This window comes from Streptomyces sp. NPDC040610, assembly GCF_055594065.1.
Genome location: NZ_JBVIXA010000001.1, coordinates 292,530 through 316,955, shown reverse-complemented (window position 1 = coordinate 316,955; position 24,426 = coordinate 292,530). Strand labels below are relative to the sequence as shown.

Here is a 24,426-nt window from a genome sequence, read left to right as displayed (position 1 = left end):
AGCCCGTCCGGCGTGCGGGCGCGCCAGGAAGGGCTGGCGGGAAGGGCGGGCGTCCGGGCGGGCGGGCGGGTGGGCGGGCGGGAAGGGCCTACTGCTCGGCCAGCGCCCGCAGGCGGCTCAGCGCGCGGTGCTGGGCCACCCGGACCGCCCCCGGCGACATCCCCAGCATCTGCCCGGTCTCCTCGGCCGTGAGGCCGACGGCGACGCGCAGGAGCAGCAGCTCGCGCTGGTTGTCCGGCAGGTTGGCGAGCAGCTTCTTGGCCCACTCGGCGTCACTGCTGAGCAGCGCCCGCTCCTCGGGCCCGAGGGAGTCGTCGGGCCGCTCGGGCATCTCGTCCGAGGGCACGGCGGTGGAACCGGGGTGGCGCATCGCGGCCCGCTGCAGGTCGGCGACCTTGTGCGCGGCGATGGCGAAGACGAAGGCCTCGAAGGGCCGTCCGGTGTCCCGGTAGCGCGGCAGCGCGAGCAGCACCGCGACGCAGACCTCCTGCGCGAGGTCCTCGACGAAGTGCCGCGCGTCACCGGGAAGTCGGGAGAGCCGGGTGCGGCAGTACCGCAGCGCGAGCGGGTGGACGTGGGCCAACAGGTCGTGCGTGGCCTGCTCGTCCCCCTCGACGGCGCGTAGGACGAGGGCACCGATCACCGTCGTCTTGTCATCGCGCATCGGTCCATGGTGCCTTGGTGCTGACTGATCTGTGGCACCGCGTCCATAGTTGTGCATCGAAGCGTTATGAGCGGGTGCGCCGGAACTCATCTCCCGCACCCTCCCCTCCCGCTCGGCCGACTCGTCCCCAAGGAACTCCACACCTCAAGGATGCGGCATCGGCGGCGAAGCGCCACAAGCCGCTCCCGAGGCGGGTGCTTGCGGGGCCTCCATGGCCCCGTCCGCCACACGGCGGACGGGAATCACCATGCCCCGCCACAGCACACTCAGCGAACCAGGCCCCAGCGGAAGCCGAGCGCCACCGCGTGCGCACGGTCCGAGGCGCCGAGCTTCTTGAACAGCCGCCTGGCGTGCGTCTTCACCGTGTCCTCGGAGAGGAAGAGCTCGCGGCCGATCTCGGCGTTCGACCGGCCGTGGCTCATCCCTTCGAGCACCTGGATCTCACGCGCGGTGAGCGTGGGCGCCGCGCCCATCTCGGCCGAGCGAAGACGGCGCGGGGCCAGCCGCCAGGTCGGGTCGGCGAGCGCCTGTGTGACGGTCGCGCGCAGCTCGGCGCGCGAGGCGTCCTTGTGCAGATAGCCGCGGGCCCCGGCGGCGACCGCGAGCGCGACCCCGTCCAGGTCCTCGGCGACCGTGAGCATGATGATGCGCGCTCCCGGGTCGGCCGAGAGCAGCCGCCGCACGGTCTCCACGCCGCCCAGTCCGGGCATGCGTACGTCCATCAGAATCAGATCCGAGCGGTCGGCGCCCCAGCGGCGGAGGACTTCCTCGCCGTTGGCCGCTGTCGTCACGCGCTCGACGCCGGGCACGGTCGCGACCGCGCGGCGCAGCGCCTCTCGGGCGAGCGGGGAGTCGTCGCAGACGAGGACGGATGTCATGGCCGTCCTCCGCAGCTGATGCGCGTCACCTTGAGCCTCCAGGCTGGTACAAGTCGTCACCTGTGCGGTTGACGCACTCGGACACCTGCCCGAGCACTTGTTCTTTCAACCGCCTCCGCACTCTCAACGACGGTCACTCGAAAGAGTTACGGGTCAGTCAGCCGTCTTCGGCACTCTACGTGAGGGCGCGGACACGGCACAGGCGGCGCGGGCGGATGCGCCCTCCCAACGGGCCCCGACGAGCGCCATCAAGAGCTATGCCCCATTTAGCGGCTTTTCTTCCCTTTTCCTGGTGTCTGTGGCTAGATTCGCAATGAGTCATATTTTCATCTCCTTAGACAGTAGATGTACGGTCATGGGCACCGTATCGGCGTCAGAACGGCTACCAGGAGACACGCAATGGCAGATTTCTCCCGCCTTCCCGGACCGAACGCAGATCTGTGGGACTGGCAGCTCCTCGCGGCCTGCCGCGGGGTGGACAGCTCGCTCTTCTTTCACCCGGAGGGCGAGCGCGGTGCGGCACGGAGCGCACGTGAGAACTCGGCCAAGGAGGTCTGCATGCGCTGCCCGGTGCGCGCGGAGTGCGCGGCGCACGCGCTCGCGGTCCGCGAGCCCTACGGCGTGTGGGGCGGGCTGACCGAGGACGAGCGCGAGGAACTGATGGGCCGGGCCCGCAATCGCCTGGTCACGGCGGCGGGCAGCGGCGCGACCCCCTGAAGGAACGTTTCTTCGTACGCGCCTCAGCGCGTGGCGGCCCGCGCGAGGTGGTCCAGCGTGGCGGCGACGGCCGGCACCTGCGCCAGATCGGGCAGCGTGAGCGCCACGATCTCCCGGCGCACGGCGGGCTCCACCGTCACGGCGCGGGCACCCTTGGGGCGTACCGACTCGATCGCGAGCTCGGGCAGCACCGCGACCCCGAGACCCGCCCCGACCAGGCCGATCACCGCCGGATAGTCGTCCGTGGCGAAGTCGATGCGGGGTGCGAAGCCCGCGCTCTCGCAGACCTCCACCAACTGGCGGCGACAGCGCGGGCAGCCCGCGATCCACGACTCGTCGGCAAGCTCACCGATGGTGACGCTCTCCGCCTTCGCCAGGCGATGCTCCTCCGGTACGAGGCCGACCAGCCGGTCGTCGAGCAGTGGCCGTACGACGAGGTCGTCCCACTCGTCCGCGGCGGCGGCCCCCGCGTACCGGAAGGCGAGCGCCACGTCGCAGTCGCCCTCGCGCAGCATCTCCACCGAGCGCGGGGGCTCGGCCTCCTCCAGGGAGACGCGGGTGCCGGGGTGCGCGGCGCGCAGCGCGGCGAGCGCGCCCGGCACGAGGGTGGAGGAGCCGCTCGGGAAGGAGACGAGGCGGACGCGGCCCGCGCGCAGTCCGGCGATGGCGGCGACCTCCTCCTCGGCCGCGGTCAGCCCGGCGAGGATGCCCGCGGCGTGCCGGACCAGGGCCTCCCCGGCCTGCGTGAGGCGCATCTCGCGGCCGGTGCGGATCAGCAGCGGCGTGCCCACCGACGCCTCCAGCGCCTTCATCTGCTGGCTGACGGCGGGCTGTGTGCAGCCGAGCTCGCGGGCCGCCGCCGAGAAGGAGCCGGTGGCGGCCACGGCGCGCAGGACACGGAGATGACGGGCCTCGATCATGATCCGAGCATAAGCGACTCTTGGGTCCGTCGCCCAATAATGCGTGGCCGCTTTGAGTAGCGCTCGCTTAGCCTGGCCGTATGAAGCTTCTCTCCGTGAATGTGGGCCGGCCCAAGTCCGTCGACTACACCGACGCTCCCGGCGGCCGCACCGGGATCGACAAGCAGCCCGTCGACGGGTCCGTCCGGGTGACCGCGCCGGGCCCCAAGGGCACCGGCGGCAGCGGCCTCACCGGAGACACCATCTGCGACCTGCGCCACCACGGGGGCAACGACCAGGCGGTGTACGCCTTCGCCCGCGAGGACCTGGACGCGTGGGAGCGGCTGCTCGGCCGGACGCTGCCCAACGGCGGCTTCGGCGAGAACCTCACGACGTCCGGCGTGGACGTGAACGGCGCACTGATCGGCGAGCGTTGGCGCGTCGGTCCGGACCTGCTCCTCGAGGTGACCTCGTCGCGCATCCCGTGCCGCACGTTCCAGGGCCATGTGGGCGAGACGGGCTGGGTGCGGCGGTTCACGCAGACCGTGCTGCCGGGCGCCTATCTGCGGGTCATCGAGCCGGGCGAGATCCAGGCGGGCGACGCGGTCGAGATCGTGCACCGCCCGGACCACGAGGTCACCGTCGCCGTGCAGTTCCGGGCCGTGACCACGGAGCGCGCACTGCTCCCGTCGCTGCTCGCGGCCGGTGACGCGCTGCACCCGGAGACGGTGAAGAAGGCACGCAAGTACGTGGAGAAGCTCGGCGCGCAGGGAGCCTGAGCGTCGCGGGTGGTGCCGGGGGGGCACGGGCGGCGGGGGCAGTGCGGGCGGGCCGCAGGGGCAGGAGCGGGACCGCCGGGGCACGGACGGAGCGCTGAAGCAGGGGCGGAGCGTCGGGGCAAGGGTGGAGCGCCGAGGCAGGGGCGGAGCGCCGATGCGCCGTCGAGGCCCCGGCGGTATGGGGGAAGTCCCTAGGGGGGCACGGGAGTTGATTCGGGGTCGGGTGGGGGCCGTCCCCGATACTCCCGGGCGGGCCGAGGCGCGACTCTCGAATCATGTCCCGACTCACGAGCAGGCCGCGCCTCAAGCGTGTCCTCATCATCCTCGGCAGCGTCGTCACCGTCGTCGCGCTGGCACTCGGCGGCGGCCTGCTGTGGCTGTGGCAGGACGCCGAGATCAGCACCGTCGGCAAGGAATCCTTCGACAACGCCCTGGCGATACCGCCGCTGGCCGAGTCCCGCCTGGACAAGGACGGCACCCGCGTCTTCGACCTGCGCATGCAGCGGGGCGAGAAGGAGTTCAGGGCCGGGCGCACCACGCCGACCTGGGGCTTCAACGGCGACCATCTGGGCCCGACCCTGCGTGCGAAGCGCGGCGAGAAGGTCCGCGTGCGGATACGCAACGGCCTCGACGAGGCATCGACCGTGCACTGGCACGGCATGCACCTGCCCGCGAAGATGGACGGCGGCCCGCACCAGATGATCCGGCCCGGCGGCAGCTGGAGCCCGCACTGGAAGGTGGACCAGCCCGCGGCCACGCTCTGGTACCACCCGCATCCGCACGGCGCGACGGAGAAGCATGTGCAGCGCGGCCTCGCGGGCCTGTTCCTCCTCGACGACCGGCGCGGTGAACGCCTCGCGCTGCCGAAGAAGTACGGCGTCGACGACCTGCCGGTGATCGTGCAGGACGTGAAGTTCGACGGCGCGAAGCTCGACCACGGCCACAGGATGATGCGCGATGTCGGCTTCCTCGGCGACCGGACCATGGTCAACGGCACCCTCCAGCCGTACCAGGAGGTGGGCGACGAGCTGATACGCCTGCGGCTCCTGAACGCCTCGACGGCGCGTACGTACGACTTCGGCTTCCCGGACGACCGGGCGTTCTCCCTGGTCGGCACGGACGGCGGCGCCCTGGAGCGGCCGGCGCGGATGGAGCGGATACAGCTGTCGCCGGGTGAGCGCGCCGAGATCGTGGTGCGGATGCGGCCCGGCGAGAGGACCGTGCTGCGCAGTTTCCCGCAGGACAACTACGGGGGTGCCTGGCAGCAGCGGTTCAGCGGGGGCGACGACTCCTTCGACGTGCTCCAGCTGCGGGCGGCGGAGCGGCTGCGCCCTTCGCCCGCACTGCCCTCGGAGCTGGGCGAGTTGGAGGTGCCGGACGGCGCGGGGGCGAGCCGGGCGCGGTTCTTCGACCTGAAGAGGTCCGGGATCAACGGCCGGGCGATGCGGATGGACCGGATCGACGAGGTGGTGACGCGGGGCGCGACCGAGACCTGGACCGTGCGCAACAACAACGGCATGCCGCACAACTTCCATGTGCACGACGTGCAGTTCCGGGTCCTGGAGATGAACGGCGACACGCCGCCGCCCGAATTGCGCGGCCCCAAGGACACGGTGTTCATACCGAACGGCACGACCATGAAGCTGGCCCTGCGCTTCGAGGGCCCCGCCGACCCCAGGACTCCGTACATGTACCACTGCCATCTGCTGAGTCACGAGGACGGAGGAATGATGGGACAGTTCGTGGTCGTCGAGAAGGGCCAGAAGGCGGGCAAGCCGTCCGGACGACACAGCGGGCACTGAGGCTCACTAGCCTTGGTCCATGACTACGGCTCTGATTACGGGATCGACCGCCGGTATCGGCGCCGCCTTCGCGCGGCGGCTCGCCGGTGACGGGCACAACCTGGTCCTGGTGGCGCGCGACACGAAGCGGCTGCGCGAGCAGGCGACCGAGCTGCACGACCGGCACGGCATCGAGGCGGAGGTCCTGACCGCCGACCTCGCCACGGAGGACGGCATCACGGCCGTCGAGGAGCGGCTCGCCCGTCGCCGCGACGGAGTCGACCTGCTGGTCAACAACGCCGGATTCGGCAACAAGGGCCGCTACTTGGAGGTGTCGCTCGCCGACGAGCTGACGATGCTGAAGGTGCACTGCGAGGCCGTGCTCCGGCTGACGTCGGCGGCGACGGGCGCGATGCGGGAGCGGGGCCGGGGCGGGGTCGTCAACGTCGCGTCGGTGGCGGCGTTCGTGCCGCGCGGGACGTACGGCGCGTCCAAGGCGTGGGTCGTGCAGTTCACGCAGGGCGCGGCGCGGGACCTGGCGGGCACGGGGGTGCGGCTGATGGCACTGTGCCCCGGCTTCGTCCGCACGGAGTTCCACGAGCGGGCGGGCATGGGCACGGACAACATCCCCAAGTGGATGTGGCTGGACGCCGACAAATTGGTGGCCGCGGCCCTCACCGACCTGTCCCGCGGCAAGTCCCTGTCCATCCCGGACCCGCGCTACAAGGCCCTGATGGGCGTGGTAAAGGTAACCCCGAGGGCGCTCCTGGGCGGAGTGACATCGAGGACGGGCAGAAAGTACGGCCCCAAGTAGGCAAGCTCCGCAGGGGCTACGCCCCGAAGGAGAAGCGCCCCGCACGAGGAGCGCCCCGAAGGGGCGCGGGGAACTGCGCGAGGACGGACCACAACCCGCACCCGGCAACGCGGACAGCACCCGGCAGACGCGAAGCCGAACCGCGCGGCGCGAAGCCGAAGACGCGAAGGCCCGGCATCCCGCGACGGGATGCCGGGCCTTCGACCGAGCTCAGGCAGCTCAGGCCGACCAGGGCCGACCGGGAGTCAGCTCACCGCTCAGTGGGCGTGACCGTGACCGTGGCCGTGACCGGCCTCAGCCTCTTCCTCGGCCGGCTTCTCGACGACCAGGGTCTCGGTCGTGAGCAGCAGGGAGGCGATGGAGGCGGCGTTCTCCAGGGCGGAGCGCGTCACCTTGACCGGGTCGATGACGCCGGCCTTGACCAGGTCGACGTACTCGCCGGTCGCGGCGTTGAAGCCGAAGCCCTTGTCCAGCTCCGCCACCTTGGTGGTGATGACGTAGCCCTCGAGGCCGGCGTTCTCGGCGATCCAGCGCAGCGGCTCGACGACGGCGCGGCGCACGACGGCGACACCGGTGGCCTCGTCGCCGGTCAGGTCGAGGTTGCCCTCGAGGACCTTGGCGGCGTGGACGAGCGCGGAGCCACCACCGGAGACGATGCCCTCCTCGACCGCGGCGCGGGTCGCGGAGATGGCGTCCTCCAGACGGTGCTTCTTCTCCTTCAGCTCCACCTCGGTGGCGGCGCCGACCTTGATGACGCACACGCCGCCGGCCAGCTTCGCGAGGCGCTCCTGGAGCTTCTCGCGGTCCCAGTCGGAGTCCGTGGCCTCGATCTCGGCCTTGATCTGGGCGACGCGGCCCTCGACATCAGCGGAGTTGCCGCCGCCGTCGACGATGGTCGTGTCGTCCTTGGTGATGGTGACGCGGCGGGCGGAGCCGAGCACGTCGAGGCCGACCTGGTCGAGCTTGAGGCCGACCTCCTCGGCGATGACGGTGCCGCCCGTGAGGGTGGCCATGTCGCCGAGCATCGCCTTGCGGCGGTCGCCGAAGCCGGGGGCCTTCACCGCGACGGCGTTGAAGGTGCCGCGGATCTTGTTCACGACCAGGGTCGAGAGGGCCTCGCCCTCGACGTCCTCGGCGATGATCAGGAGCGGCTTGGAGGAACCGGCCTGGATGACCTTCTCCAGGAGCGGCAGCAGGTCCTGGATGGAGGAGATCTTGCCCTGGTGGATCAGGATGTACGGGTCGTCGAGGACGGCCTCCATACGCTCCTGGTCGGACACCATGTACGGCGACAGGTAGCCCTTGTCGAAGGCCATGCCCTCGGTGAAGTCCAGCTCCAGGCCGAAGGTGTTGGACTCCTCGACGGTGATGACACCGTCCTTGCCGACCTTGTCCATCGCCTCGGCGATGAGCTCGCCGACCTGCGTGTCCTGGGCGGAGAGCCCGGCCACGGCGGCGATGTCGGACTTGTCGTCGATGGGGCGCGCGGTGGCGAGCAGGTCGTCGGAGACGGCCTTGACCGCGGCGTCGATGCCCTTCTTCAGGGCGGCCGGGGAAGCACCGGCGGCGACGTTGCGCAGGCCCTCCTTGACCAGGGCCTGGGCCAGCACCGTGGCGGTGGTGGTGCCGTCACCAGCGATGTCGTTGGTCTTGGTCGCCACCTCCTTCACGAGCTGGGCGCCGAGGTTCTCGTACGGGTCCTCGACCTCGACCTCACGGGCGATGGTGACACCGTCGTTGGTGATGGTGGGGGCGCCGAACTTCTTGTCGATGACGACGTTGCGGCCCTTGGGGCCGATCGTCACCTTGACCGTGTCGGCAAGCTTGTTGACGCCGCGCTCGAGGGCGCGACGGGCGTCCTCGTCGAACTTCAGGATCTTCGCCATGGGAGCGGTTCAGCCCTCTCGGAAACTCGGGGGTCCGGGGGTTCGCCCCGGAAAACGTGCAGCAAACGAACTGCGCCCCTCGCCGCCCGGCAATCAGCGGGGTGACCAGGGGCGCAGCTCAAGCAAATCTGCCGGTGAAGCAGACGACTACTTCTCGACTACTTCTCGATGATCGCGAGCACGTCGCGGGCCGAGAGGACGAGGTACTCGTCGCCGTTGTACTTCACCTCGGTGCCGCCGTACTTGCTGTAGAGCACGACGTCGCCGACCTTCACGTCGAGCGGCAGGCGCTCGCCGTTCTCGAAGCGGCCCGGGCCCACGGCGAGGACAGCCCCCTCCTGGGGCTTCTCCTTCGCGGTGTCCGGGATGACCAGGCCAGAGGCCGTGGTCTGCTCGGCGTCGAGCGGCTGGACCACAATGCGGTCCTCAAGCGGCTTGATGGCAACCTTGGAGCTGGCGGTCGTCACGATCCGACCTCCCCCTTCGGAGATCTCGCGGGGTTAACTGATCTGAGGTGGCGACCAGGTGGATCCGTCGTCGCGGGTGCCGGACCTGCCCGTCGCTGTTGGCACTCTCCAGTGGGGAGTGCCAGGCCCGAGACTAGGACGACGATTAGCACTCGGTCAAGCGGAGTGCCAATGCAGGCGGTGTCACGGGGGGTCGGGGCGGGTCGCCCGGGCCGAGACCCGGGCTCACGCCTTCGGACAACGTCCCGCCCGGGCGCAGGGTTCCGAGCGGCCCCGGCCCGCACTGGTGCTCCGCCTGCGGCAGCTTGCGCGGGACCTTCCGCGGGATCTTCTCGGCCGCCTTCCGGCCGAGGCGCTCGATCGGGTCGACCGACTGCGCGCAGCCGGTCAGCAACAGCACGGGGGCGAGCACCCCCGCCGCGACCGCCGCCACCCGGACCCGAGCCCTCCGGACCCGAGCCACCCGGGCCCGCGCGGGCCGGCCCCGCGCGGGCCGCTTCACAGGTAGTCCTCCAGCCGCGCCACGGCGTACCCCTTGGCCGTGACCGTCCTGAGCACCGTGCGGACCATGTCGGGCATCGTGCCCTTCCAGTCCTCACGGCCGCGGAAGTGCGTGAGGATGATGTCCCCCGGGTGCAGGTCCTTGTCCCACTCGCGCCACTCCATGTGCCGGGCGAAGCCCTCGGAGGCCCACAGCGGCACCGCCTTGACGCCGCAGGACTTGGCGGCGCGCAGGGTGTCGCGGTTGTAGTTCCCGTACGGCGGCCGGAACAGCTCGGGCCGCTTCCCGTACCGCTTCTGGATGGTGTCCTGCATCCCGCAGATCTCCCGCCGCTGCCCCTCGTAGGAAAGACCCGGCAGATAGCGGTGGTTGAGCGTGTGGTTGTTCAGTACGACGCCGTTCCGCTGCATCCGCTTGAAGTAGCCGTAGTCCTCCTTGACCAGGTAGTCGCTGAGGAAGGCGGTGTACGGGATCTTCAGCTCGCGCATCATCCGCAGGAACGCCGGGTCCTTCTCGGCGCCGTCGTCGATCGTCAGGAAGACGACCTTGTCCTTGGTCGGGACGGTGGTGAACACCGGCGGCAGCTGCGCCTGCCCCTCGACCTCGAAGCCCTTGCGGGTGGTGATGCGGGGCTTGACGGCGGGCGCGGGGGGCGCGGCCAGCGGGGCCTGCACGAGCCCCCAGCGCTTCGCCGCGGCGGCCCGCGCGGCCTGCTTCGCGCGCAGCGCGTCGGCGTAGTCCCGCAGCGCCTGGGCGGGCGGGCCGAGGCGCGGCTGCTGGCCGTGCGCGCCGGAGCCGCCCCGCTCGTCGCCGTCGGCGGCACAGCCGGAGGCGATCGCGGTGGCCACGACGGCGGCACTGACGGCCAGGGAGGCGAGGCGGGCGCGCCCGCGCCGACCGCGCGCACCGCCCCACCTGCCCCCTTGGCCAAATTGTTCGTTTTGTCGTACTAGTCGCATGGCGCCGCATCCTCGCAGCTCAGGCGCCCTGCCCGGGGCCGACACCGCCGCCGTACGCGCACCTTCCACCGACTGGCCCACAATGGGCGACGTGAACGATCCGCTTGCCTCCTTCGCCGCGCTCCGCACCGACGAGGGCCGCTCCCTCCTCGACGCCGTACGCGACGTCGAACCGAGCCAGGAGCTCGCGGTGGCCACCCGGCTGCGCCGCGAGCACCCCGCCGACCTGGTCTCCGCCGCGCTCGCGCAGGCGCGGCTGCGGCAGCGGGCGGTCGCGAAGTTCGGCGCGGCGGACGCCGCCCGCATGTACTTCACGCCGAACGGCGTCGAGCAGTCCACGCGCACGTCCGTGGCGGCGTACCGCGCGCGGCGCTTCGAGGCTCTCGGCGTACGCTCCGTCGCCGACCTCTGCTGCGGCATCGGCGGCGACGCCATCGCCCTCGCGCGCGCCGGGATCGCCGTCCTCGCCGTCGACCGCGATCCGCTGACCTGCGCGGTCGCCCGCGCCAACGCGGAGGCGCTGGGCCTGGCCGACCTCGTCGAGGTCCGCGAGGCGGACGTGACCGACATCGACACCTCGCCCTACGACGCCGTGTTCGTCGACCCCGCGCGGCGCGGTGGGCGTGGCCGGATCTTCGACCCCGAGGCGTACTCGCCGCCCCTCTCCTGGGCCGTCGAGGCCGCCCGCAAGGCGCCCCGCGCCGCCCTCAAGATCGCCCCCGGCATCCCGCACGACGCCGTGCCCGGCGAGGTCGAGGCCGAGTGGATCTCGGACGGAGGCGATGTGAAGGAGGCCGTGCTGTGGTTCGGCGCCGGGGTGCCCGGCTCGCACCGGGCCACGCTGCTGCCCGCCGGGGACACCCTTGCCTCCCCCCTCGCCACGATGCTCCCCGACCCGGACGTCCGGCCCGTCGGCCGCTACCTCTACGAACCCGACGGGGCCGTCATCCGCGCCCACCTCGTCGCCGAGGTCGCCTCCCGTGTCGGCGGTGGGCTCGTCGACGAGACCATCGCCTACGTCACCTCCGACGCCGCCGTCGCCACGCCCTACGCCACCGCCTACGAGATCACCGACCAACTTCCCTTCAACGTCAAGAAGTTGAAGGCCTTGCTCCGGGAGCGGGGGGTCGGCATCCTCACCGTCAAGAAACGGGGCTCGGCCGTCGAGCCCGAGGAACTCCGCCGCAAGGTGAAGCCCCAGGGGCCTGGGTCCGCCACGGTGTTCCTCACCCGGGTCGGGGGCGCACCCACGATGCTGGTGGGGCACCCGACGGGGTAGGCCTTCGCGGGGCGCCCCAGTCCCACCCCTTTCCCGAACCTGGGGCTATAGATAGCCCGTCCGGCGTTTGAGGACGAGGCGCGAAGCGCCGATCAGCGGGGTCCAGGGGGCGCAGCCCCCGGTTTCGGAGAAGGGGCGGGACTGGGGCGCCCCCCGCGAGGGCCTACCCCCCGCACCGCCCCGCCCGCCCCAGCAACAACTCCCGCTCCCGCACGTTGTGCGTAAGCGCCGCCGCCCGCTCGAACTCGGCCCGCGCCTCCGCACCCCGCCCGAGCCGGGCGAGGAGGTCACCCCGGACGCTGGGGAGCAAGTGGTAGGAGCGGAGGGCGGGTTCGGCGGCGAGGGCGTCGACGAGGGCGAGCGCGACCTCGGGCCCGTCGGCCATGGACACGGCGACGGCCCGGTTCAGCTCGACGACGGGAGACGGCGCCCGCTCGGCCAACAGCCCGTACAGGACGGCGATCCGCCCCCAGTCCGTCTCGTCGTAGGAGCGCGCGTGGGCGTGACAGGCGGCGATGGCGGCCTGCAGGACGTACGGCCCGCGCACCCCACGGGCCACCTCCTCGGCCCGGGCGAGCGCGGCGAACCCCCGCCGGATCAGCAGCCCGTTCCACCGCCCCCGGCTCTGGTCCTTGAGCAGCACGGGCTCCCCGCCGGGCCCGATCCGGGCGGCGGTGCGCGACGCCTGCAGCTCCAAAAGGGCCGCAAGGCCGTGCACTTCGGGCTCCTCGGGCATGAGGGCGGCGAGCTGCCGGGCGAGCCGGAGCGCGTCCTCGCACAGGGCGGGCCGCACATGGTCGTCCCCGGCCGTGGCCGCGTACCCCTCGTTGAAGATGAGGTAGATGACGTCGAGGACGGAGCCGAGCCGGGCCTCGCGGTCGGGCCCGTAGGGGACTTCGAAGGGGACGTTCCTGGCGGCGAGGGTGCGCTTCGCGCGGACGACGCGCTGGGCGACGGTCGCCTCGGGGGCGAGCACCGCGCGGGCGATCTCGGCGGTGGTGAGGCCGCCGAGCAGACGGAGCGTCAGGGCGACGCGGGCCTCGGCGGAGAGCACCGGGTGGCAGGCGGTGAAGACGAGGCGCAGCAGGTCGTCGTCGATGGCGTCCGGGTCCTCGACGAGCTCCGGGATCTCGTCGAGGTGCGGCGGCGCGGCCTCCAGGTCCCGGCCGACCTCGGCGAGCTTGCGCGCGTAGCGCTCCCGGCGGCGGACCAGGTCGATGGCGCGGTGCTTGGCGGCGGCCATGAGCCAGGCGCCCGGGTTGTCGGGCACGCCGGACTCCGGCCACTGCTCCAGGGCGGCGACGAGGGCGTCCTGCGCCAGTTCCTCGGCGATGCCGACGTCTCGTACGATCCGCGCGACACCGGCGATGACGCGCGGGGCCTCCATGCGGAAGACGGTCTCCACGTCTTCCTCGACGGCGCGGCGGGGGTACTCGGGCACAGGGTCCACGGCCACACATCAGAGCACCCCCGCGACACCTCCGCAAAGGAACCGCCCGACAGCCGGGCGGACAGGACGACCTGGCGAGGCCCGTCAGGCCCGCGGGCCGACCCCTGGGATGTCGGGCTCGGAGATCTCCCTGACCTCCACGGTGATCGTCCAGTAGTCCTCGTGGACCTTCAGGAACCGCTTCGTCCACTCGACCGCCTCGGCCCGGTCCTTGGCCTGGACGATGGAGTAGCCGCCGACGACCTCCTTGGCCTCGGTGAACGGCCCGTCGGTGACGGAGAGCCTGCCCTTCTCCCAGCGCACCCTGGCCCCCTCGGCGCTCGGCGCGAGGCCCGCGGTGTCGAGCAGCACACCGGCCTTGGTCATCTCCTGGAGCAGCTCACCCATGCGCTCCTCCAGCTCGGCGCTGGGGCCACCGCTCTCCGGCAGGTCGTTCTCGTTGATGCGGATCATCGTCAGGTAGCGCGGCATGGCCGTGTCTCCGTCCAGTGGGTGGGCGGGGGCTCTCCCCGCCTTCACTGATGCGTCGAACGGGAGACGCCCGGATCGACACCCTCGCCGAGATTCTTCGAAGTTTTCTCGGGCGTGTACGTTTCCGCAGGTCGCGTGGGTGTCGGCGTCCCGGACGAGGGCACTGGCGCACGCCGGCCGTGCAGCACCGCCGTCGCCAGCGCCGCCGCCACCAGGAGTCCCGCCGCCACCGCGAAGGCCGCCGCGTACCCGTCCGCGAGCGCCCCCGGCCCCGCACCCGGGCCTGCCTCCGCCGCCGCCCCCGACCCCGTCGCACGCGACGCCACCGTCACCAGCACCGCGAGCCCGATCGAACCGCCGAGCTGGCGCGAGGTGTTGAGCAGCCCGGACGCCATACCGGTCTCCCCCGCCGCGACGCCCGCCGTCGCCGCCGCGCCGAGCGGTACGAAGCACATGCCGATGCCGACGCTGGCCACGAGCGAGGGACCGAGGATCGACCCCACGAACGTGCCGCCCGCCTCCACCGCGAGCGCGAACCACGCGAACCCGGCCGCGCCGAGCAGCCCGCCCGCCACGAGGAGCGCCCGCTCCCCGACCCGGCCCACCGTCCGGGTCGCGATCACCGTGCCCGCGACGACGCCCGCGCAGAACGGCAGGAAGGCGGCCCCGGCGCGCGTGGGGCCGTACGCCATGACCTCCTGGAGGTAGAGCGAGGTGAAGTAGAACGCGGCGAACTGGCCCGATGACATCAGGAGCGCGAAGACGTTCGCGGACAGCACGGGGCGGTGCGTGAGCAGGCCGAGGCGGAGCAGCGGGCCCCGCGCGTGCCGTTCGCCGCGGCGCTCGACCACGCAGAACGCCACCAGCAGGGCAGCCGCCGCGGCCAGCGTGCCCACGGTCGCCGCCGAGCCCCAGCCGTATGTCTCGGTGCGGACCAGGCCCAGGACGAGCAGGCTCGTACCCGCCGTGACCAGGAGCGCGCCCGTCACGTCCAGGCGCGGCGCGGTCCCCGTGCGCCGGTCGGCGGGGATGCCGGAGCGGCTCGCCGCGAGCGCCACGAGCACGACCGGCACGTTGATGAGCATCACCGAGCGCCAGCCCACCCAGTCGGTGAGCAGTCCGCCCGCCATGATCCCGACGGCACCGCCGAGCGCACCCGACGCGCCCCACAGCCCGAGGGCCCGGGCCCGCTCCCGGCCCGCCGCGAAGTGGACGGTGATCAGCGCGAGCGCCACCGGCGCGAGGGCGGCGGCGCCCGCCCCCTGCACCGCCCGCGCCGCGATCAGCTGCCCCGGGCTCTGCGCGAGCCCCCCGGCGAGGCTCGCGGCGCCGAACACCAGGAACCCGGCGACCAGCGTGCGCCTGCGCCCCACGAGGTCGGCGAGTCTGCCGCCGAGCATGAGCAGTCCGCCGAACGCGAGCGCGTACGCGTTGACGACCCAGGTCAGCGACTCGGGCGCGAAGCCGAGGTCGTCGCCCATGTCGGGCAGGGCGATGTTGACGACGGACATGTCGAGGGAGACGAGGAACTGGACGGTGAGGAGGACGGGGAGCAGCAGCGGGCCGCGCGTGGGCGGCGGGCCGGTCGGCCCGGTCGGAGGGATCGTCATGCGTCGCACATTATTATACGCGTACAGAAACTCGCTATACGCGTACAGAAATTGCCCGGACCGAGGCCCCCGGAGGTCGGCCCCCGCACGCCAGGACGCGACAATGAGCGCGTGGCAGCGCGAGCGAACGACGAGGAACCCGGTCCGGACGGGAAGAACACGGCCGGGAAGGACACGGCTGCGAAGAGCACGCCCCGGAAGGACACAGCCGGGAAGGACACCGGCGAGAAGGGCACCGCCGGACCGAACCCCGCCGGGTCGAAGCGGCGCGTCGGGCGGCCCCGGCGAATCGAGCCGGAGGCGATCGTCGACGTGGCGCGGCGCATCCTCCAGGAGGAGGGCGTCGCGGCGCTCAGCATGCGGCGCGTCGCCAAGGAGATCGGCGCCACCCCCATGGCGCTCTACCACCATGTGCGCGACAAGGACGAGCTGTTGATGCTCACCCTGGCCGGGACGGCCGCGACCCTGCCCCGCCCCGACCTGCCCGCCGACCCCCGCGACCGGCTGCTCGCCGTCGCCCTGCACATGCACGGCGTCCTCCTGAAGCTGCCCTGGGTGGTGGAGGTCCTGAGCCTCGGCGACCTCAGCGACAAGGGCGCGATGTGGATGGTCGACGAGATCATCGGCGCGGGCGTGGCCTGCGGGCTCTCCCCCGTCGAGGCCGCGCACACCTACCGCACCGTCTGGCACTGCGTGTACGGCGACCTCGCCTTCCGGAACGCGATGGCGCGCCGCGCCGAGGAGCCGGACCGCAAGCGCTACTTCCCCGACACGCTCACCGACGCCGACACCGCCGAGCTGCCCCACGTCGCCCCCCTGGCCCCCCGCTGGGCGGAGCTGCGCGAGACCTACGACTTCGGCCGCCAACTCGGCGCGGTGGTGGACGGGTTGCTCGGCCGGGCCACCCGCCCGACGCCGTCGCACCCGCGCGCGGAGACGCCATAGACAACCGCGTTACCCACCGGCTACACAGGGCTCTGCGCAGCACGCACGCCACACGGGGGAGGCACGCATGGCCGCATGGGGCCAGGGTGGGGCAGGACAGGGCATACCTGGGCAAGGAATACCCGGGCAGGGCATACCCGGGCAGGGAGCAGGGGGCCGCGTCGCACCGCGCGACGCGCCGACGCTCCAGTGGACCGGCGCGGCCGTCCTCGTGTACGCGCTCACAGCGGCGATCTGGATCGGCCACGAGGCCAAGGAGGCCGCCGACCACCCGTACGCCAGATTCTCCTTCAAGGCCCTCTACGACCCGCGGCAGTTCCTCACGCCGATCGCGCAGACCCACTACGACTGGGCGTTCCTCGTGACCGCCGTCGTCGTCGGCGCCCTCGCGCTCGGGCGGCTGCGGGTGGCGCGCGGGGGCCTCGCGCTGATCGCCGCGCTCCTGATCGGCCTGGGCCTGCGGGAAGTGGTCGGCCTCATGGCCTCGGACGAGTACGGCGACCTCATCACCGAGATCGGCTACGGCAAGGCCCTGCTCACCTTCCGGTTCACGGGCATCGCCCTGGGATGCGCGATCTGGGCGGCCGTGGCCCGCACCCGCGGCTCGGTGGACGGCACTCCGCAGCCTCCGGCGTACCCGGCATACCCACCGCAGCCCCCGTACGCGGACGCCCCGCCCCCGCCCGCGTACGCCCCCTACGGCGACCTCCACTCCCCGCGGGCGGGCACGAACCTCCGCCGACCGGCCTTCGTGGCGTCCGGCATCGCACTGCTCCTGAGCGGCGCGATCGAGGCGAGCTGGCTGATCTACACGCTCAACCGGGACAACGTCTACTTCATCGGCAGCGAACCGGGCTCCGACGCGGGCGACTTCTTCCGTGCGGCGGTCGACGCGTCCCGCGGCATCCCGCTCGCCCAGGCCTTCTACGCCCTGGCCCTGGTAGTCGCGCCCCTGCTCATCGGCGCCCTGCTGCTCGCCGGGCGCCCGGCGGCCCGCGGCGCCGCGCTCGCCCTCGCGCTCGCCTCGATCTACTTCGACGTCCGCACCCTGGTGCCGCCCTTCGACGACGGCTTCGACGTGTACTGGGACTCGACGGTCGGCACGCTCACCGTCCTGACGCCGCTCGTCACCCTGCCGCTCCAGCTGGTGGTGGTGATCGCGCTGCTCGCGGCCCGGGAGGACGGCACGGGGGCCTACGGAGGTCAGCCCTGGCCGAGGGACTCGAACCGCCACCTGTGAGGCGGCCGGGAGACCAACTCCTCCGGGGGCTGGGCGAGTTCGGGCAGATCGGCGTCGTACGCCGCGTCCCACCACGTGATCACGAGGACGCGGTCCTGCGGCGCCTGGAAGGTCTCGCGGCGCAGCGGCGCGGGCGCCAGGGTCTGGGCCCGCGCCCACGCGAGGAGCTCCGGGCCCCGGCCCTCGCCCGCCCGCGCCTCCCACATCAACGCGACGCTCATGAGTAGAGGTTGTCCTTGCTGACCTCGTGCACGTGGTCGTGGGAGTGCGCGTGCGCGCCCGGCACGTGCGGCTCCGTCACCGGCAGCGAGGAGTCCGCCGAGAGCCCGAGGTCGGAGGCGGCGCGGTTGCGGGCGACCATCTCCGCGCCGAGAGCCGCGACCATCGCGCCGTTGTCCGTGCACAGCTTCGGCCGCGGCACCCGCAGCCGGATCCCCGCCCGCTCACACCGCTCCTGGGCCATCGCCCGCAGCCGGGTGTTCGCGGCCACGCCACCGCCGATCATGAGGTGGTCCACGCCCTCGTCCTTGCAGGCCCGCACCGCCTTGCGGGTCAGCACGTCGACCACGGCCTCCTGGAACGACGCCGCCACGTCCCGCACCGGGACCTCCTCGCCCGCGGCCCGCTTCGCCTCGATCCAGCGCGCCACCGAGGTCTTCAGACCGGAGAAGGAGAAGTCGTACGCGGGGTCGCGCGGCCCCGTCAGACCGCGCGGGAACGCGATGGCGTCCGGGTCGCCCTCACGGGCGTAGCGGTCGATGACAGGACCGCCGGGGAAGCCGAGGTCGAGCACGCGGGCGATCTTGTCGAAGGCCTCGCCCGCCGCGTCGTCGATCGTCGCGCCCAGCGGCCGCACGTCGGAGGTGATGTCGGTCGACAGAAGCAGCGAGGAGTGGCCGCCGGACACGAGCAGCGCCATCGTCGGCTCCGGCAGCGCCCCGTGCTCCAACTGGTCCACGCAGATGTGCGACGCCAGGTGGTTCACGCCGTACAGCGGCTTGCCGAGGGCGTAGGCGTACGCCTTCGCCGCCGAGACCCCGACGAGCAGCGCGCCCGCGAGGCCGGGCCCCGCCGTGACGGCGATGCCGTCCAGGTCCTTCGCGCTCACCCCCGCGTCCTTCAGGGCGCGCTGGATGGTGGGGACCATCGCCTCCAGGTGGGCGCGGGACGCCACCTCGGGCACCACGCCGCCGAAGCGGGCGTGCTCGTCGACGCTGGACGCGACCGCGTCCGCGAGCAGCGTCGTGCCGCGGACGACGCCGACGCCCGTCTCGTCGCAGGAGGTCTCGATGCCGAGGACGAGGGGCTCGTCACGGGAGTCAGCCATGGATCTCGGTTCCTTGTACGCCGTTCAGCGGGCCAGGGGCCTGGCCGTCGGTGGGGCCGCCGGTCGAGCCGTCGGCCGCGGAGTCAGGGGCGCCGTGCGCGGAGCAGTCCGGCACGGCGGACGGGTCGGACAGGCGCATCACCAGCGCGTCCACGTTGCCCGGCTGGTAGTAGCCACGGCGGAAGCCGATCGGCTCGAAGCCGAAGCGCTGGTACAGCTTCTGCGCCCGGGTGTTGTCCACCCGCACTTCCAGCATCACCTCGGTCGCCTCGAAGGCCGTGGCGTGCCGCAGCAATTCGGTGAGCAGCCGCGCCCCGAGACCGGAGCCCCAGTGGTCGCGGGCGACCGCGATGGTCTGCACGTCGGCGGCCACAGCGGCGCCGCCGTCGGAGTCGGTGCCCGCGACGGCGAGGCCGCCGTAGCCGACGAGGCGCTCGCCCTCGTACGCCACCAGGTAGCGGCGGGTCGAGCCGGGCCCGCGGGCGTGCGCGAGCTCGGACCAGAACATGCCGCGCGACCAGGCGTCGTCCGGGAAGAGTTCCTTCTCGAGGGCGAGCACGGCGTCGATGTCCCACCAGCGCATCTCGCGCGGCACGACGGCGGGGGGCGGCGTCTTCGACGGCACGGTGGTCACTTGGGGGTGACCACCTTGTAGTTCTTGGGGACCTGCGCGTCGGGACGGCGCAGGTACAGCGGGCGGGGTTCGAGGAGTTCCTCGCCCGCGGCGAGCCGCTCCGCCGCGAGGGCGGCGAGCGCCGCGGCCGACACGTGCTCGGGGCCGCGCACGTCCGCGAACGTGTCCGGGTAGAGGGCGGCGCCCGCGCCGACCGCCGGGAGCCCGGCGACCTGCTCCGCGATGTCCGCGGGCCGGTCCACGGCGGGGCCGCCGACCCTCGTACGGGCGTCCTCGTAGCGCGCCCAGTAGACCTCTTTCCGGCGGGCGTCCGTCGCGACGACGAACGGCCCGTCCTCGATGCCCGCCGCGTACGCGAGCCCGTCGAGGGTGCACACCCCGTGCACCGGGACGCCGAGCGCGAGGCCGAAGGTGTCGGCGGTCATCAGGCCGACGCGCAGGCCCGTGTAGGGGCCGGGGCCGACGCCGACGACGACGTCCGTGACCGCGTCGAGCCCCAGGCCCGCCTCGGCGAGGACCCGGTCCACGGCGGGCAGCAGCAGCTCGCCGTGGCGGCGGGCATCGACCTGGCTCGATTCGGCGACTGTTCCGAAGGAGGCCGTGCCGTCGTGCAGGGCGACGGTGACGGCGGGGGTGGCGGTATCCAGAGCGAGCAAGAGCACGCGAACAGCCTACGGCTCCGACGCCCGGCGCACGGCCGCCCCGGCACGGGCCGCGCCTGCTGCTACCGTCACCCCATAGCCGTACGTAGGAGAGGTGGGCCAGGTGTCAAGGAGCAGCTCGGGATTCGTGGCCGGGCTCACCGCGGCGGCGCTCGCCGTGGTCGGCTTCCTCGCCTACCAGGCCTCCGCGAACGCCCCGGACGACCTCAACGCCCGCCCGGACAAGTCCCCCACGGCCCCCACGCGCTCCCCCGACGACAAGGCCGACCCGCTGAAGCTGCCCGCCGGATCCGGCGCGGGCAGGCGCGTCGTGTACTCCCTCGAAGGGGACCGGGTGTGGCTGGTCGGTGAGTCCGGCAAGGTGAAGCGCACGTACAAGGTCACGCCGAGCACCGTGGACCCCGCGCCGGGGTCGTACACCGTCGGCTCGCGGACGGGGCAGGTCATAGGGTCCGACGGCGTGCAGATCGAGCACGTGGTGCGGTTCACGAGCGTCGACGGCATAGCGATCGGGTTCAGCGCGGCGCTCAGCGGCTCGACGCAGAAGCCGGACCCGGCGAAGAAGACGGGCGGCATCCGGTCCTCGCGCGAGGACGGCAACGTGATGTGGGACTTCGCGCTGTGGAAGACGAAGGTCGTAGTGGTCCGCTAGGACCCCGCGCCCCACTCACACACGGCCCGATCCACTCACAACAACCACCCGGTCCACTCACGCGCCGCGGCGCCCGCTCAAGCGGCGTCGCGGCGTCGCTCGTCCGTGTGCACGGGCGCCGGGCGCGCCGGGGCCTTCGGGGGCGCGGGCGGCGTGGAGACGGCGCTCGCGGCGGCGCAGGACGCCAGCAGGTCGCTCATCGAGTACGCGTGGGAGGGCACCGGCCGCGCCGAGGGGCCGTGCGGCCGGGGCTGCGCATCGCGTTCTGAAGCCGGCATGGACGCCTCCTGGGGCTCCGGGGGCAGACGTGGTTAGGTAGACCTAACCCGTACCTGGTATCCATGTGACCACGTACGACGCTCGGCGCGCAACATCTTGCCGACGGCTTGTCGGAAAGTTCGGGCGAACCGACGAGAACGCGTCACCGCGCCGACACCCCCGAGACTCCCGACACCCGCAGCCACACAGGACGCCCACGCGCCCGCGACTCCGCAAACAGCCGTACGAAAACCCTCAGGCCGAGAGAACCGTCAGATCGGCCCCGGCCCACCGGTCGCCGATCCCGCGCAGCGTCACCTCGCGCACCTCGTCGGTGGTGTCCCCGACGGCCCGGTGGATGAGGACGTGCAGCCGGTCCTCCGAGAGGTCCTCGACCTTGCCGTCGCCCCACTCGACGACGATCACGGAGTCCGGCAGGGACACGTCGAGGTCCAGGTCCTCCATCTCGTCGAGCCCGCCGCCCAGGCGGTACGCGTCCACGTGGACCAGCGGCGGACCGTCGCCGAGGGACGGGTGGACGCGGGCGATGACGAACGTCGGGGAGGTGACGGCGCCGCGCACGCCGAGGCCCTCCCCGAGCCCGCGGGTGAGCGTCGTCTTGCCCGCGCCCAGCTCACCGGTGAGCATGACGAGGTCTCCGGGGCGCAGGATCTTGGCCAGGCGGCGGCCCAACTCGCCCATCTGCCCGGGCGAGTTCACGGTGAGCTCGAGAGCGGTGGCGGGGGCCGGGCTGTGCGGTGCTTCCATGACGGAAACGTTAGCCGCTCGGCGCGCCCGCTCCGGTCCCGCCGACACCGCGCCCGGCGTCTCACATGGCCGCGCTGCGCGCCTGTTCCTTGGCCCTGACCAGCAGATCGGCGATGCGGTCGGTGACCGCCTCGGGGTGTTCGAGCATCACCAGGTGCCCGGCGTCGGGGACGAGCACGAGTTCGGCGTCCGGCAGCAGGTCCGCGATGGCCTCGCTGTGCTCGCTCGGGGTGACCAGGTCCTTGTCACCCGCGAGGACGAGCACGGGCAGCCCCGCGAAGTGGGTGAGGGCCTCGGCCTTGTCGTGCTCGGCGAACGCCGGGTAGAACTCCGCGACCACGTCGATCGGTGTGGACTCGATGAGCCGCTCCGCGAACCGGGCGATGGCGGGGTCGACGTCCCTGGAGGCGAAGGAGTAGCGCTTGATGATGCCAGCGAACAGGTCGGCGGTGGCGCGGCGCCCCTTCTCCACCAGGTCGGCCTGCGAGCCGAGGGCCTTCAGGACCCCGGGCAGCACACGCCGGACGGCGTTCATCCCCGCGACGGGAAGCCCGAAGCTGACCTCGCCGAGCTTCCCGGACGAAGTACCGACGAGGACCACACCCACGACCCGCTCCCGGATCAGCTCCGGGAACTGGTCGGCGAGGGCCATCGTGGTCATGCCGCCCATGGAGTGGCCGACGAGCACGAGCGGCCCGGCGGGCGCGGCCGCGTCGATCACGGCCTTCAGGTCCCGGCCGAGCTGGTCGATGGAGACGGGCTTGTCGTCGTGGATCTGGGCCATGCCGCGGCCGGAGCGGCCGTGGCTGCGCTGGTCCCAGTAGACGCAGCGCACCACACCGCGCAGCGCGGCGCGCTGGAAGTGCCAGGAGTCCTGGCTGAGGCAGTAGCCGTGGCTGAAAACGACGGTGACGGGGTCGGGGGCCTTGCGCCCGAAGAGCCGCAGCCGCCGGGGCACCTGCGCCGCGTCGCCGGCCCCCTCGCCGCTCCCGTCCCCCACCTCGTCGACCTCGTAGGCGAGCTCCGTGCCGTCGTCGGCGTAGGCCTTGCCGGGCATGCCGCGGAGCGAGCCGTAGGGCCCGGAGGCGTCGAGGGCGAGGCGGGCCTTCTTGCGCATGCCGCGCCCGACCGTCATCCGCTCGATGGCGACGCCGGCCGCGGCGCCCGCGGCGATGACTCCTATGGCGGCGCCCGCGAGACCGGCCCGCCGCCAGTTGCTGCCCGCCGAACCGGCGGCCTCGGCCACTTCGGCCGCCAAGTCCGCGGCGGCCGCCCCCGTGCTGCCCTCGCCCACGTGCCGCTCCTCTTCAGTCGTCGCTGCCGCTGTGCCGCTCGTCGACATAGACGCGCGGGACGCGGGAACCGATGCGAGTCACGATCTCGTACGCGATGGTGCCCGCCGCGCGCGCCCAGTCCTCGGCGGTCGGCTCGCCCCGGTCCCCGGCCCCGAAGAGCACGGCCTCCGCCCCGACCTCGGGCTCGTCGCCGCCCAGGTCGACCACGAACTGGTCCATGGCGATACGGCCCGCCGCGGTACGCCACTTGCCGGCCACCAGGACGGGGCCGGAGCCGGAGGCGTGCCGGGGGATGCCGTCGCCGTACCCGGCCGGGACCAGGCCGAGGGTGGTGGCGACGGGGGTGGTGTAGTGGTGGCCGTAGCTCACGCCGTGGTCGGCCGGGGCGTGCTTGACCGAGGCCAGGGCGGCGGCGACCGTCATGACGGGCCGCAGCCCGAAGTCCTGCGGGGTGCCGATCTCGGGGCTCGGCGAGACGCCGTACATGGCGATGCCGGGCCGGACGAGGTCGAAGTGGGTCTCGGGGAGCGAGAGCGTGGCCGGGGAGTTGGCGATGTGCCGGACCTCGGCCCTTATCCCCTCCTCCTCCGCGTACGCGACCATCTCCCGAAAGACATCGAGCTGGCTCTTGATGGAGGGGTGCCCGGGCTCGTCGGCGCAGGCGAAGTGGGACCACAGTCCGGTGACCTTGACCAGGCCGTCCGCCTCGGCGCGCAGGGCCGCCGCGATCAGCTCTGGCCAGTCCTCCGGCATGCAGCCGTTGCGGCCGAGGCCGGTGTCCGCCTTCAACTGGACGCGGGCCGTACGCTGCGCCGCGCGGGCGGCCGCGGTGACCTCGCGCAGGGCCCACATGCCGCTCACCGACACGTCCACGTCGGCCTCGACGGCCTCGCGCCAGGGGGCGCCCGGGGTCCACAGCCAGCACATCACGCGGCCGCCGATGCCGGCCGCGCGCAGGGCCAGGGCCTCTTCCGGGGTGGCGGTGCCCACCCAGGTGGCGCCCGCCTCCAGGGCCGCACGGGCGCACGGGATCATTCCGTGGCCGTAGCCGTCCGCCTTCACCACGGCCATGAAGGCGGCCGTGGGGGCGTGGGCGCGGAGCGTACGCACGTTGGCCCTCAGGGCGGCGAGGTCGATCTCGGCGCGCACGCGCGGCAGTCCAGTCTCAGTCATCGCCCCCAAGTCTCTCAGAGCCAAACCTGGCCGGGGGCCCACACCCGTCCCACCCCCGCCCCGTGGGCCTCACACCCACCCTCGACCTGGGTCCGGAGACCGGACGGAGCCCTCCCCACATCATGGGCACCGTCGGCCGGGGCTGTGCCCACAGGGTGGGGGCGGACAGTGGCCGCCGCCCGCCACCGGACCGAAGGCCGGAAGGGGAACCCCACCGGACCGAAGACCGGACGCCCGGCCCCACCGGACCGTTGGCCGAACGGGGAACCCCCACCGGACCGATCCCCGCCATCCGAACCGGAGGGGACGTGCCGGT

25 protein-coding genes are annotated in these 24,426 nt (G+C 72.7%); 8 read left to right on the top strand and 17 right to left on the bottom strand.

Annotated features, from left to right (window positions below; genetic code table 11):
* Positions 1 to 88: 88 nt before the first annotated feature.
* Together ACZ6AA_RS01635 and ACZ6AA_RS01630 are read right to left on the bottom strand one after the other, a co-directional pair.
* The gene (locus ACZ6AA_RS01635; protein WP_030361423.1) at positions 89 to 664 is read right to left on the bottom strand and encodes a sigma-70 family RNA polymerase sigma factor; all 576 of its coding nucleotides are present in this window, start codon (positions 662 to 664) and stop codon (positions 89 to 91) included.
* Between the two features lie 266 nt (positions 665 to 930).
* Positions 931 to 1,542 (bottom strand): response regulator transcription factor, encoded by a 612-nt coding sequence (locus tag ACZ6AA_RS01630; protein ID WP_003948568.1) that lies wholly within the window; start codon positions 1,540 to 1,542, stop codon positions 931 to 933.
* Between the two features lie 399 nt (positions 1,543 to 1,941).
* On the opposite strand from ACZ6AA_RS01630, the gene ACZ6AA_RS01625 reads away from it, so the two are divergent.
* Positions 1,942 to 2,259: a WhiB family transcriptional regulator gene (locus tag ACZ6AA_RS01625; protein ID WP_030361422.1), complete on the top strand. Its 318-nt coding sequence runs from the start codon at positions 1,942 to 1,944 to the stop codon at positions 2,257 to 2,259.
* A 23-nt stretch (positions 2,260 to 2,282) separates the two neighbouring features.
* On the opposite strand, the gene ACZ6AA_RS01620 is transcribed toward ACZ6AA_RS01625, so the two are convergent.
* Positions 2,283 to 3,179 (bottom strand): LysR family transcriptional regulator, encoded by an 897-nt coding sequence (locus tag ACZ6AA_RS01620; RefSeq protein WP_468450769.1) that lies wholly within the window; start codon positions 3,177 to 3,179, stop codon positions 2,283 to 2,285.
* A gap of 80 nt (positions 3,180 to 3,259) precedes the next feature.
* On the opposite strand from ACZ6AA_RS01620, the gene ACZ6AA_RS01615 reads away from it, so the two are divergent.
* From ACZ6AA_RS01615 to ACZ6AA_RS01605, 3 genes are all read left to right on the top strand, one after another.
* Positions 3,260 to 3,937 carry an MOSC domain-containing protein gene (locus ACZ6AA_RS01615; protein ID WP_468450768.1) on the top strand — a complete coding sequence of 226 codons (678 nt, stop codon included), beginning with the start codon at positions 3,260 to 3,262 and terminating at the stop codon, positions 3,935 to 3,937.
* Positions 3,938 to 4,212: 275 nt separating this feature from the next.
* Positions 4,213 to 5,739: a multicopper oxidase family protein gene (locus ACZ6AA_RS01610; protein WP_471455719.1), complete on the top strand. Its 1,527-nt coding sequence runs from the start codon at positions 4,213 to 4,215 to the stop codon at positions 5,737 to 5,739.
* A gap of 19 nt (positions 5,740 to 5,758) precedes the next feature.
* The gene (locus tag ACZ6AA_RS01605; RefSeq protein WP_468480391.1) at positions 5,759 to 6,532 is read left to right on the top strand and encodes an SDR family NAD(P)-dependent oxidoreductase; all 774 of its coding nucleotides are present in this window, start codon (positions 5,759 to 5,761) and stop codon (positions 6,530 to 6,532) included.
* Between the two features lie 257 nt (positions 6,533 to 6,789).
* Here ACZ6AA_RS01605 and groL read toward each other — a convergent pair whose 3' ends face one another.
* The 3 genes from groL to ACZ6AA_RS01590 all read right to left on the bottom strand — a co-directional run bounded on the left by groL (position 6,790) and on the right by ACZ6AA_RS01590 (position 10,346).
* The gene (groL, locus tag ACZ6AA_RS01600) at positions 6,790 to 8,418 is read right to left on the bottom strand and encodes a chaperonin GroEL (RefSeq protein WP_468450762.1); all 1,629 of its coding nucleotides are present in this window, start codon (positions 8,416 to 8,418) and stop codon (positions 6,790 to 6,792) included.
* A 158-nt stretch (positions 8,419 to 8,576) separates the two neighbouring features.
* Positions 8,577 to 8,885, bottom strand: coding sequence for a co-chaperone GroES (gene groES / locus ACZ6AA_RS01595; RefSeq protein ID WP_004955293.1), 309 nt, complete (start codon positions 8,883 to 8,885; stop codon positions 8,577 to 8,579).
* Between the two features lie 498 nt (positions 8,886 to 9,383).
* Positions 9,384 to 10,346, bottom strand: a complete 963-nt coding sequence (locus ACZ6AA_RS01590) for a polysaccharide deacetylase family protein (protein ID WP_471455718.1) — start codon at positions 10,344 to 10,346, stop codon at positions 9,384 to 9,386.
* Between the two features lie 82 nt (positions 10,347 to 10,428).
* Between ACZ6AA_RS01590 and ACZ6AA_RS01585 the strand changes: the two genes are divergently transcribed.
* Positions 10,429 to 11,625 carry a class I SAM-dependent methyltransferase gene (locus ACZ6AA_RS01585; RefSeq protein WP_468451694.1) on the top strand — a complete coding sequence of 399 codons (1,197 nt, stop codon included), beginning with the start codon at positions 10,429 to 10,431 and terminating at the stop codon, positions 11,623 to 11,625.
* A 163-nt stretch (positions 11,626 to 11,788) separates the two neighbouring features.
* Here the strand turns inward: ACZ6AA_RS01585 and ACZ6AA_RS01580 are convergent, their stop codons facing one another.
* The 3 genes from ACZ6AA_RS01580 to ACZ6AA_RS01570 form a co-directional block, all read right to left on the bottom strand.
* Positions 11,789 to 13,012: an RNA polymerase sigma factor gene (locus ACZ6AA_RS01580; protein WP_468480582.1), complete on the bottom strand. Its 1,224-nt coding sequence runs from the start codon at positions 13,010 to 13,012 to the stop codon at positions 11,789 to 11,791.
* A 147-nt stretch (positions 13,013 to 13,159) separates the two neighbouring features.
* Positions 13,160 to 13,546, bottom strand: a complete 387-nt coding sequence (locus ACZ6AA_RS01575) for a YciI family protein (protein WP_471455717.1) — start codon at positions 13,544 to 13,546, stop codon at positions 13,160 to 13,162.
* Between the two features lie 44 nt (positions 13,547 to 13,590).
* Complete coding sequence (locus ACZ6AA_RS01570) at positions 13,591 to 15,156, bottom strand: MFS transporter (protein WP_468480390.1); 1,566 nt, start codon at positions 15,154 to 15,156, stop codon at positions 13,591 to 13,593.
* Between the two features lie 111 nt (positions 15,157 to 15,267).
* On the opposite strand from ACZ6AA_RS01570, the gene ACZ6AA_RS01565 reads away from it, so the two are divergent.
* Positions 15,268 to 16,101 carry a TetR/AcrR family transcriptional regulator gene (locus tag ACZ6AA_RS01565; protein ID WP_471455716.1) on the top strand — a complete coding sequence of 278 codons (834 nt, stop codon included), beginning with the start codon at positions 15,268 to 15,270 and terminating at the stop codon, positions 16,099 to 16,101.
* A 67-nt stretch (positions 16,102 to 16,168) separates the two neighbouring features.
* The gene (locus ACZ6AA_RS01560; RefSeq protein WP_471455715.1) at positions 16,169 to 17,341 is read left to right on the top strand and encodes a hypothetical protein; all 1,173 of its coding nucleotides are present in this window, start codon (positions 16,169 to 16,171) and stop codon (positions 17,339 to 17,341) included.
* On the opposite strand, the gene ACZ6AA_RS01555 is transcribed toward ACZ6AA_RS01560, so the two are convergent.
* The 4 genes from ACZ6AA_RS01555 to tsaB are packed head-to-tail and all read right to left on the bottom strand — an operon-like array spanning position 17,305 to position 19,964.
* Positions 17,305 to 17,562, bottom strand: coding sequence for a hypothetical protein (locus ACZ6AA_RS01555; RefSeq protein ID WP_468450750.1), 258 nt, complete (start codon positions 17,560 to 17,562; stop codon positions 17,305 to 17,307). The genes ACZ6AA_RS01560 and ACZ6AA_RS01555 overlap by 37 nt on opposite strands.
* Entirely contained in the window at positions 17,559 to 18,668 is a 1,110-nt protein-coding gene (gene tsaD / locus ACZ6AA_RS01550) for a tRNA (adenosine(37)-N6)-threonylcarbamoyltransferase complex transferase subunit TsaD (protein ID WP_468480387.1), read from the bottom strand. The genes ACZ6AA_RS01555 and tsaD overlap by 4 nt, the downstream gene beginning before the upstream one ends.
* Positions 18,661 to 19,251, bottom strand: coding sequence for a ribosomal protein S18-alanine N-acetyltransferase (rimI, locus tag ACZ6AA_RS01545; protein ID WP_468480581.1), 591 nt, complete (start codon positions 19,249 to 19,251; stop codon positions 18,661 to 18,663). The genes tsaD and rimI overlap by 8 nt, the downstream gene beginning before the upstream one ends.
* Before the next feature lie 47 nt (positions 19,252 to 19,298).
* Positions 19,299 to 19,964: a tRNA (adenosine(37)-N6)-threonylcarbamoyltransferase complex dimerization subunit type 1 TsaB gene (gene tsaB, locus ACZ6AA_RS01540; RefSeq protein WP_468450746.1), complete on the bottom strand. Its 666-nt coding sequence runs from the start codon at positions 19,962 to 19,964 to the stop codon at positions 19,299 to 19,301.
* Between the two features lie 103 nt (positions 19,965 to 20,067).
* Here tsaB and ACZ6AA_RS01535 point away from each other — a divergent pair, with 103 nt between their 5' ends.
* Complete coding sequence (locus ACZ6AA_RS01535) at positions 20,068 to 20,616, top strand: hypothetical protein (protein ID WP_468450744.1); 549 nt, start codon at positions 20,068 to 20,070, stop codon at positions 20,614 to 20,616.
* A gap of 77 nt (positions 20,617 to 20,693) precedes the next feature.
* Here the strand turns inward: ACZ6AA_RS01535 and ACZ6AA_RS01530 are convergent, their stop codons facing one another.
* From ACZ6AA_RS01530 to alr, 4 genes are all read right to left on the bottom strand, one after another.
* Complete coding sequence (locus ACZ6AA_RS01530) at positions 20,694 to 20,894, bottom strand: hypothetical protein (RefSeq protein WP_468450742.1); 201 nt, start codon at positions 20,892 to 20,894, stop codon at positions 20,694 to 20,696.
* A 235-nt stretch (positions 20,895 to 21,129) separates the two neighbouring features.
* Positions 21,130 to 21,642, bottom strand: coding sequence for a tRNA (adenosine(37)-N6)-threonylcarbamoyltransferase complex ATPase subunit type 1 TsaE (tsaE, locus tag ACZ6AA_RS01525; RefSeq protein ID WP_468450740.1), 513 nt, complete (start codon positions 21,640 to 21,642; stop codon positions 21,130 to 21,132).
* A gap of 61 nt (positions 21,643 to 21,703) precedes the next feature.
* The gene (locus ACZ6AA_RS01520) at positions 21,704 to 22,936 is read right to left on the bottom strand and encodes an alpha/beta fold hydrolase (protein WP_468450738.1); all 1,233 of its coding nucleotides are present in this window, start codon (positions 22,934 to 22,936) and stop codon (positions 21,704 to 21,706) included.
* A gap of 13 nt (positions 22,937 to 22,949) precedes the next feature.
* Positions 22,950 to 24,110 carry an alanine racemase gene (gene alr, locus ACZ6AA_RS01515; protein WP_468450736.1) on the bottom strand — a complete coding sequence of 387 codons (1,161 nt, stop codon included), beginning with the start codon at positions 24,108 to 24,110 and terminating at the stop codon, positions 22,950 to 22,952.
* Positions 24,111 to 24,426 lie beyond the last annotated feature (316 nt).

Bases quoted from the DNA above. Each gene is read 5' to 3' on its own strand.
- ACZ6AA_RS01635 (WP_030361423.1), bottom strand. From the start codon at position 664: ATGCGCGATGACAAGACGACGGTGATCGGTGCCCTCGTCCTACGCGCC.
- ACZ6AA_RS01630 (WP_003948568.1), bottom strand. From the start codon at position 1,542: ATGACATCCGTCCTCGTCTGCGACGACTCCCCGCTCGCCCGAGAGGCG.
- ACZ6AA_RS01625 (WP_030361422.1), top strand. From the start codon at position 1,942: ATGGCAGATTTCTCCCGCCTTCCCGGACCGAACGCAGATCTGTGGGAC.
- ACZ6AA_RS01620 (WP_468450769.1), bottom strand. From the start codon at position 3,179: ATGATCGAGGCCCGTCATCTCCGTGTCCTGCGCGCCGTGGCCGCCACC.
- ACZ6AA_RS01615 (WP_468450768.1), top strand. From the start codon at position 3,260: ATGAAGCTTCTCTCCGTGAATGTGGGCCGGCCCAAGTCCGTCGACTAC.
- ACZ6AA_RS01610 (WP_471455719.1), top strand. From the start codon at position 4,213: ATGTCCCGACTCACGAGCAGGCCGCGCCTCAAGCGTGTCCTCATCATC.
- ACZ6AA_RS01605 (WP_468480391.1), top strand. From the start codon at position 5,759: ATGACTACGGCTCTGATTACGGGATCGACCGCCGGTATCGGCGCCGCC.
- groL (WP_468450762.1), bottom strand. From the start codon at position 8,418: ATGGCGAAGATCCTGAAGTTCGACGAGGACGCCCGTCGCGCCCTCGAG.
- ACZ6AA_RS01590 (WP_471455718.1), bottom strand. From the start codon at position 10,346: ATGCGACTAGTACGACAAAACGAACAATTTGGCCAAGGGGGCAGGTGG.
- ACZ6AA_RS01585 (WP_468451694.1), top strand. From the start codon at position 10,429: ATGGGCGACGTGAACGATCCGCTTGCCTCCTTCGCCGCGCTCCGCACC.
- ACZ6AA_RS01580 (WP_468480582.1), bottom strand. From the start codon at position 13,012: ATGGAGGCCCCGCGCGTCATCGCCGGTGTCGCGCGGATCGTACGAGAC.
- ACZ6AA_RS01575 (WP_471455717.1), bottom strand. From the start codon at position 13,546: ATGCCGCGCTACCTGACGATGATCCGCATCAACGAGAACGACCTGCCG.
- ACZ6AA_RS01570 (WP_468480390.1), bottom strand. From the start codon at position 15,156: ATGACGATCCCTCCGACCGGGCCGACCGGCCCGCCGCCCACGCGCGGC.
- ACZ6AA_RS01560 (WP_471455715.1), top strand. From the start codon at position 16,169: ATGGCCGCATGGGGCCAGGGTGGGGCAGGACAGGGCATACCTGGGCAA.
- ACZ6AA_RS01555 (WP_468450750.1), bottom strand. From the start codon at position 17,562: ATGAGCGTCGCGTTGATGTGGGAGGCGCGGGCGGGCGAGGGCCGGGGC.
- tsaD (WP_468480387.1), bottom strand. From the start codon at position 18,668: ATGGCTGACTCCCGTGACGAGCCCCTCGTCCTCGGCATCGAGACCTCC.
- rimI (WP_468480581.1), bottom strand. From the start codon at position 19,251: ATGCGCTGGTGGGACATCGACGCCGTGCTCGCCCTCGAGAAGGAACTC.
- ACZ6AA_RS01530 (WP_468450742.1), bottom strand. From the start codon at position 20,894: ATGCCGGCTTCAGAACGCGATGCGCAGCCCCGGCCGCACGGCCCCTCG.
- tsaE (WP_468450740.1), bottom strand. From the start codon at position 21,642: ATGGAAGCACCGCACAGCCCGGCCCCCGCCACCGCTCTCGAGCTCACC.
- alr (WP_468450736.1), bottom strand. From the start codon at position 24,110: ATGACTGAGACTGGACTGCCGCGCGTGCGCGCCGAGATCGACCTCGCC.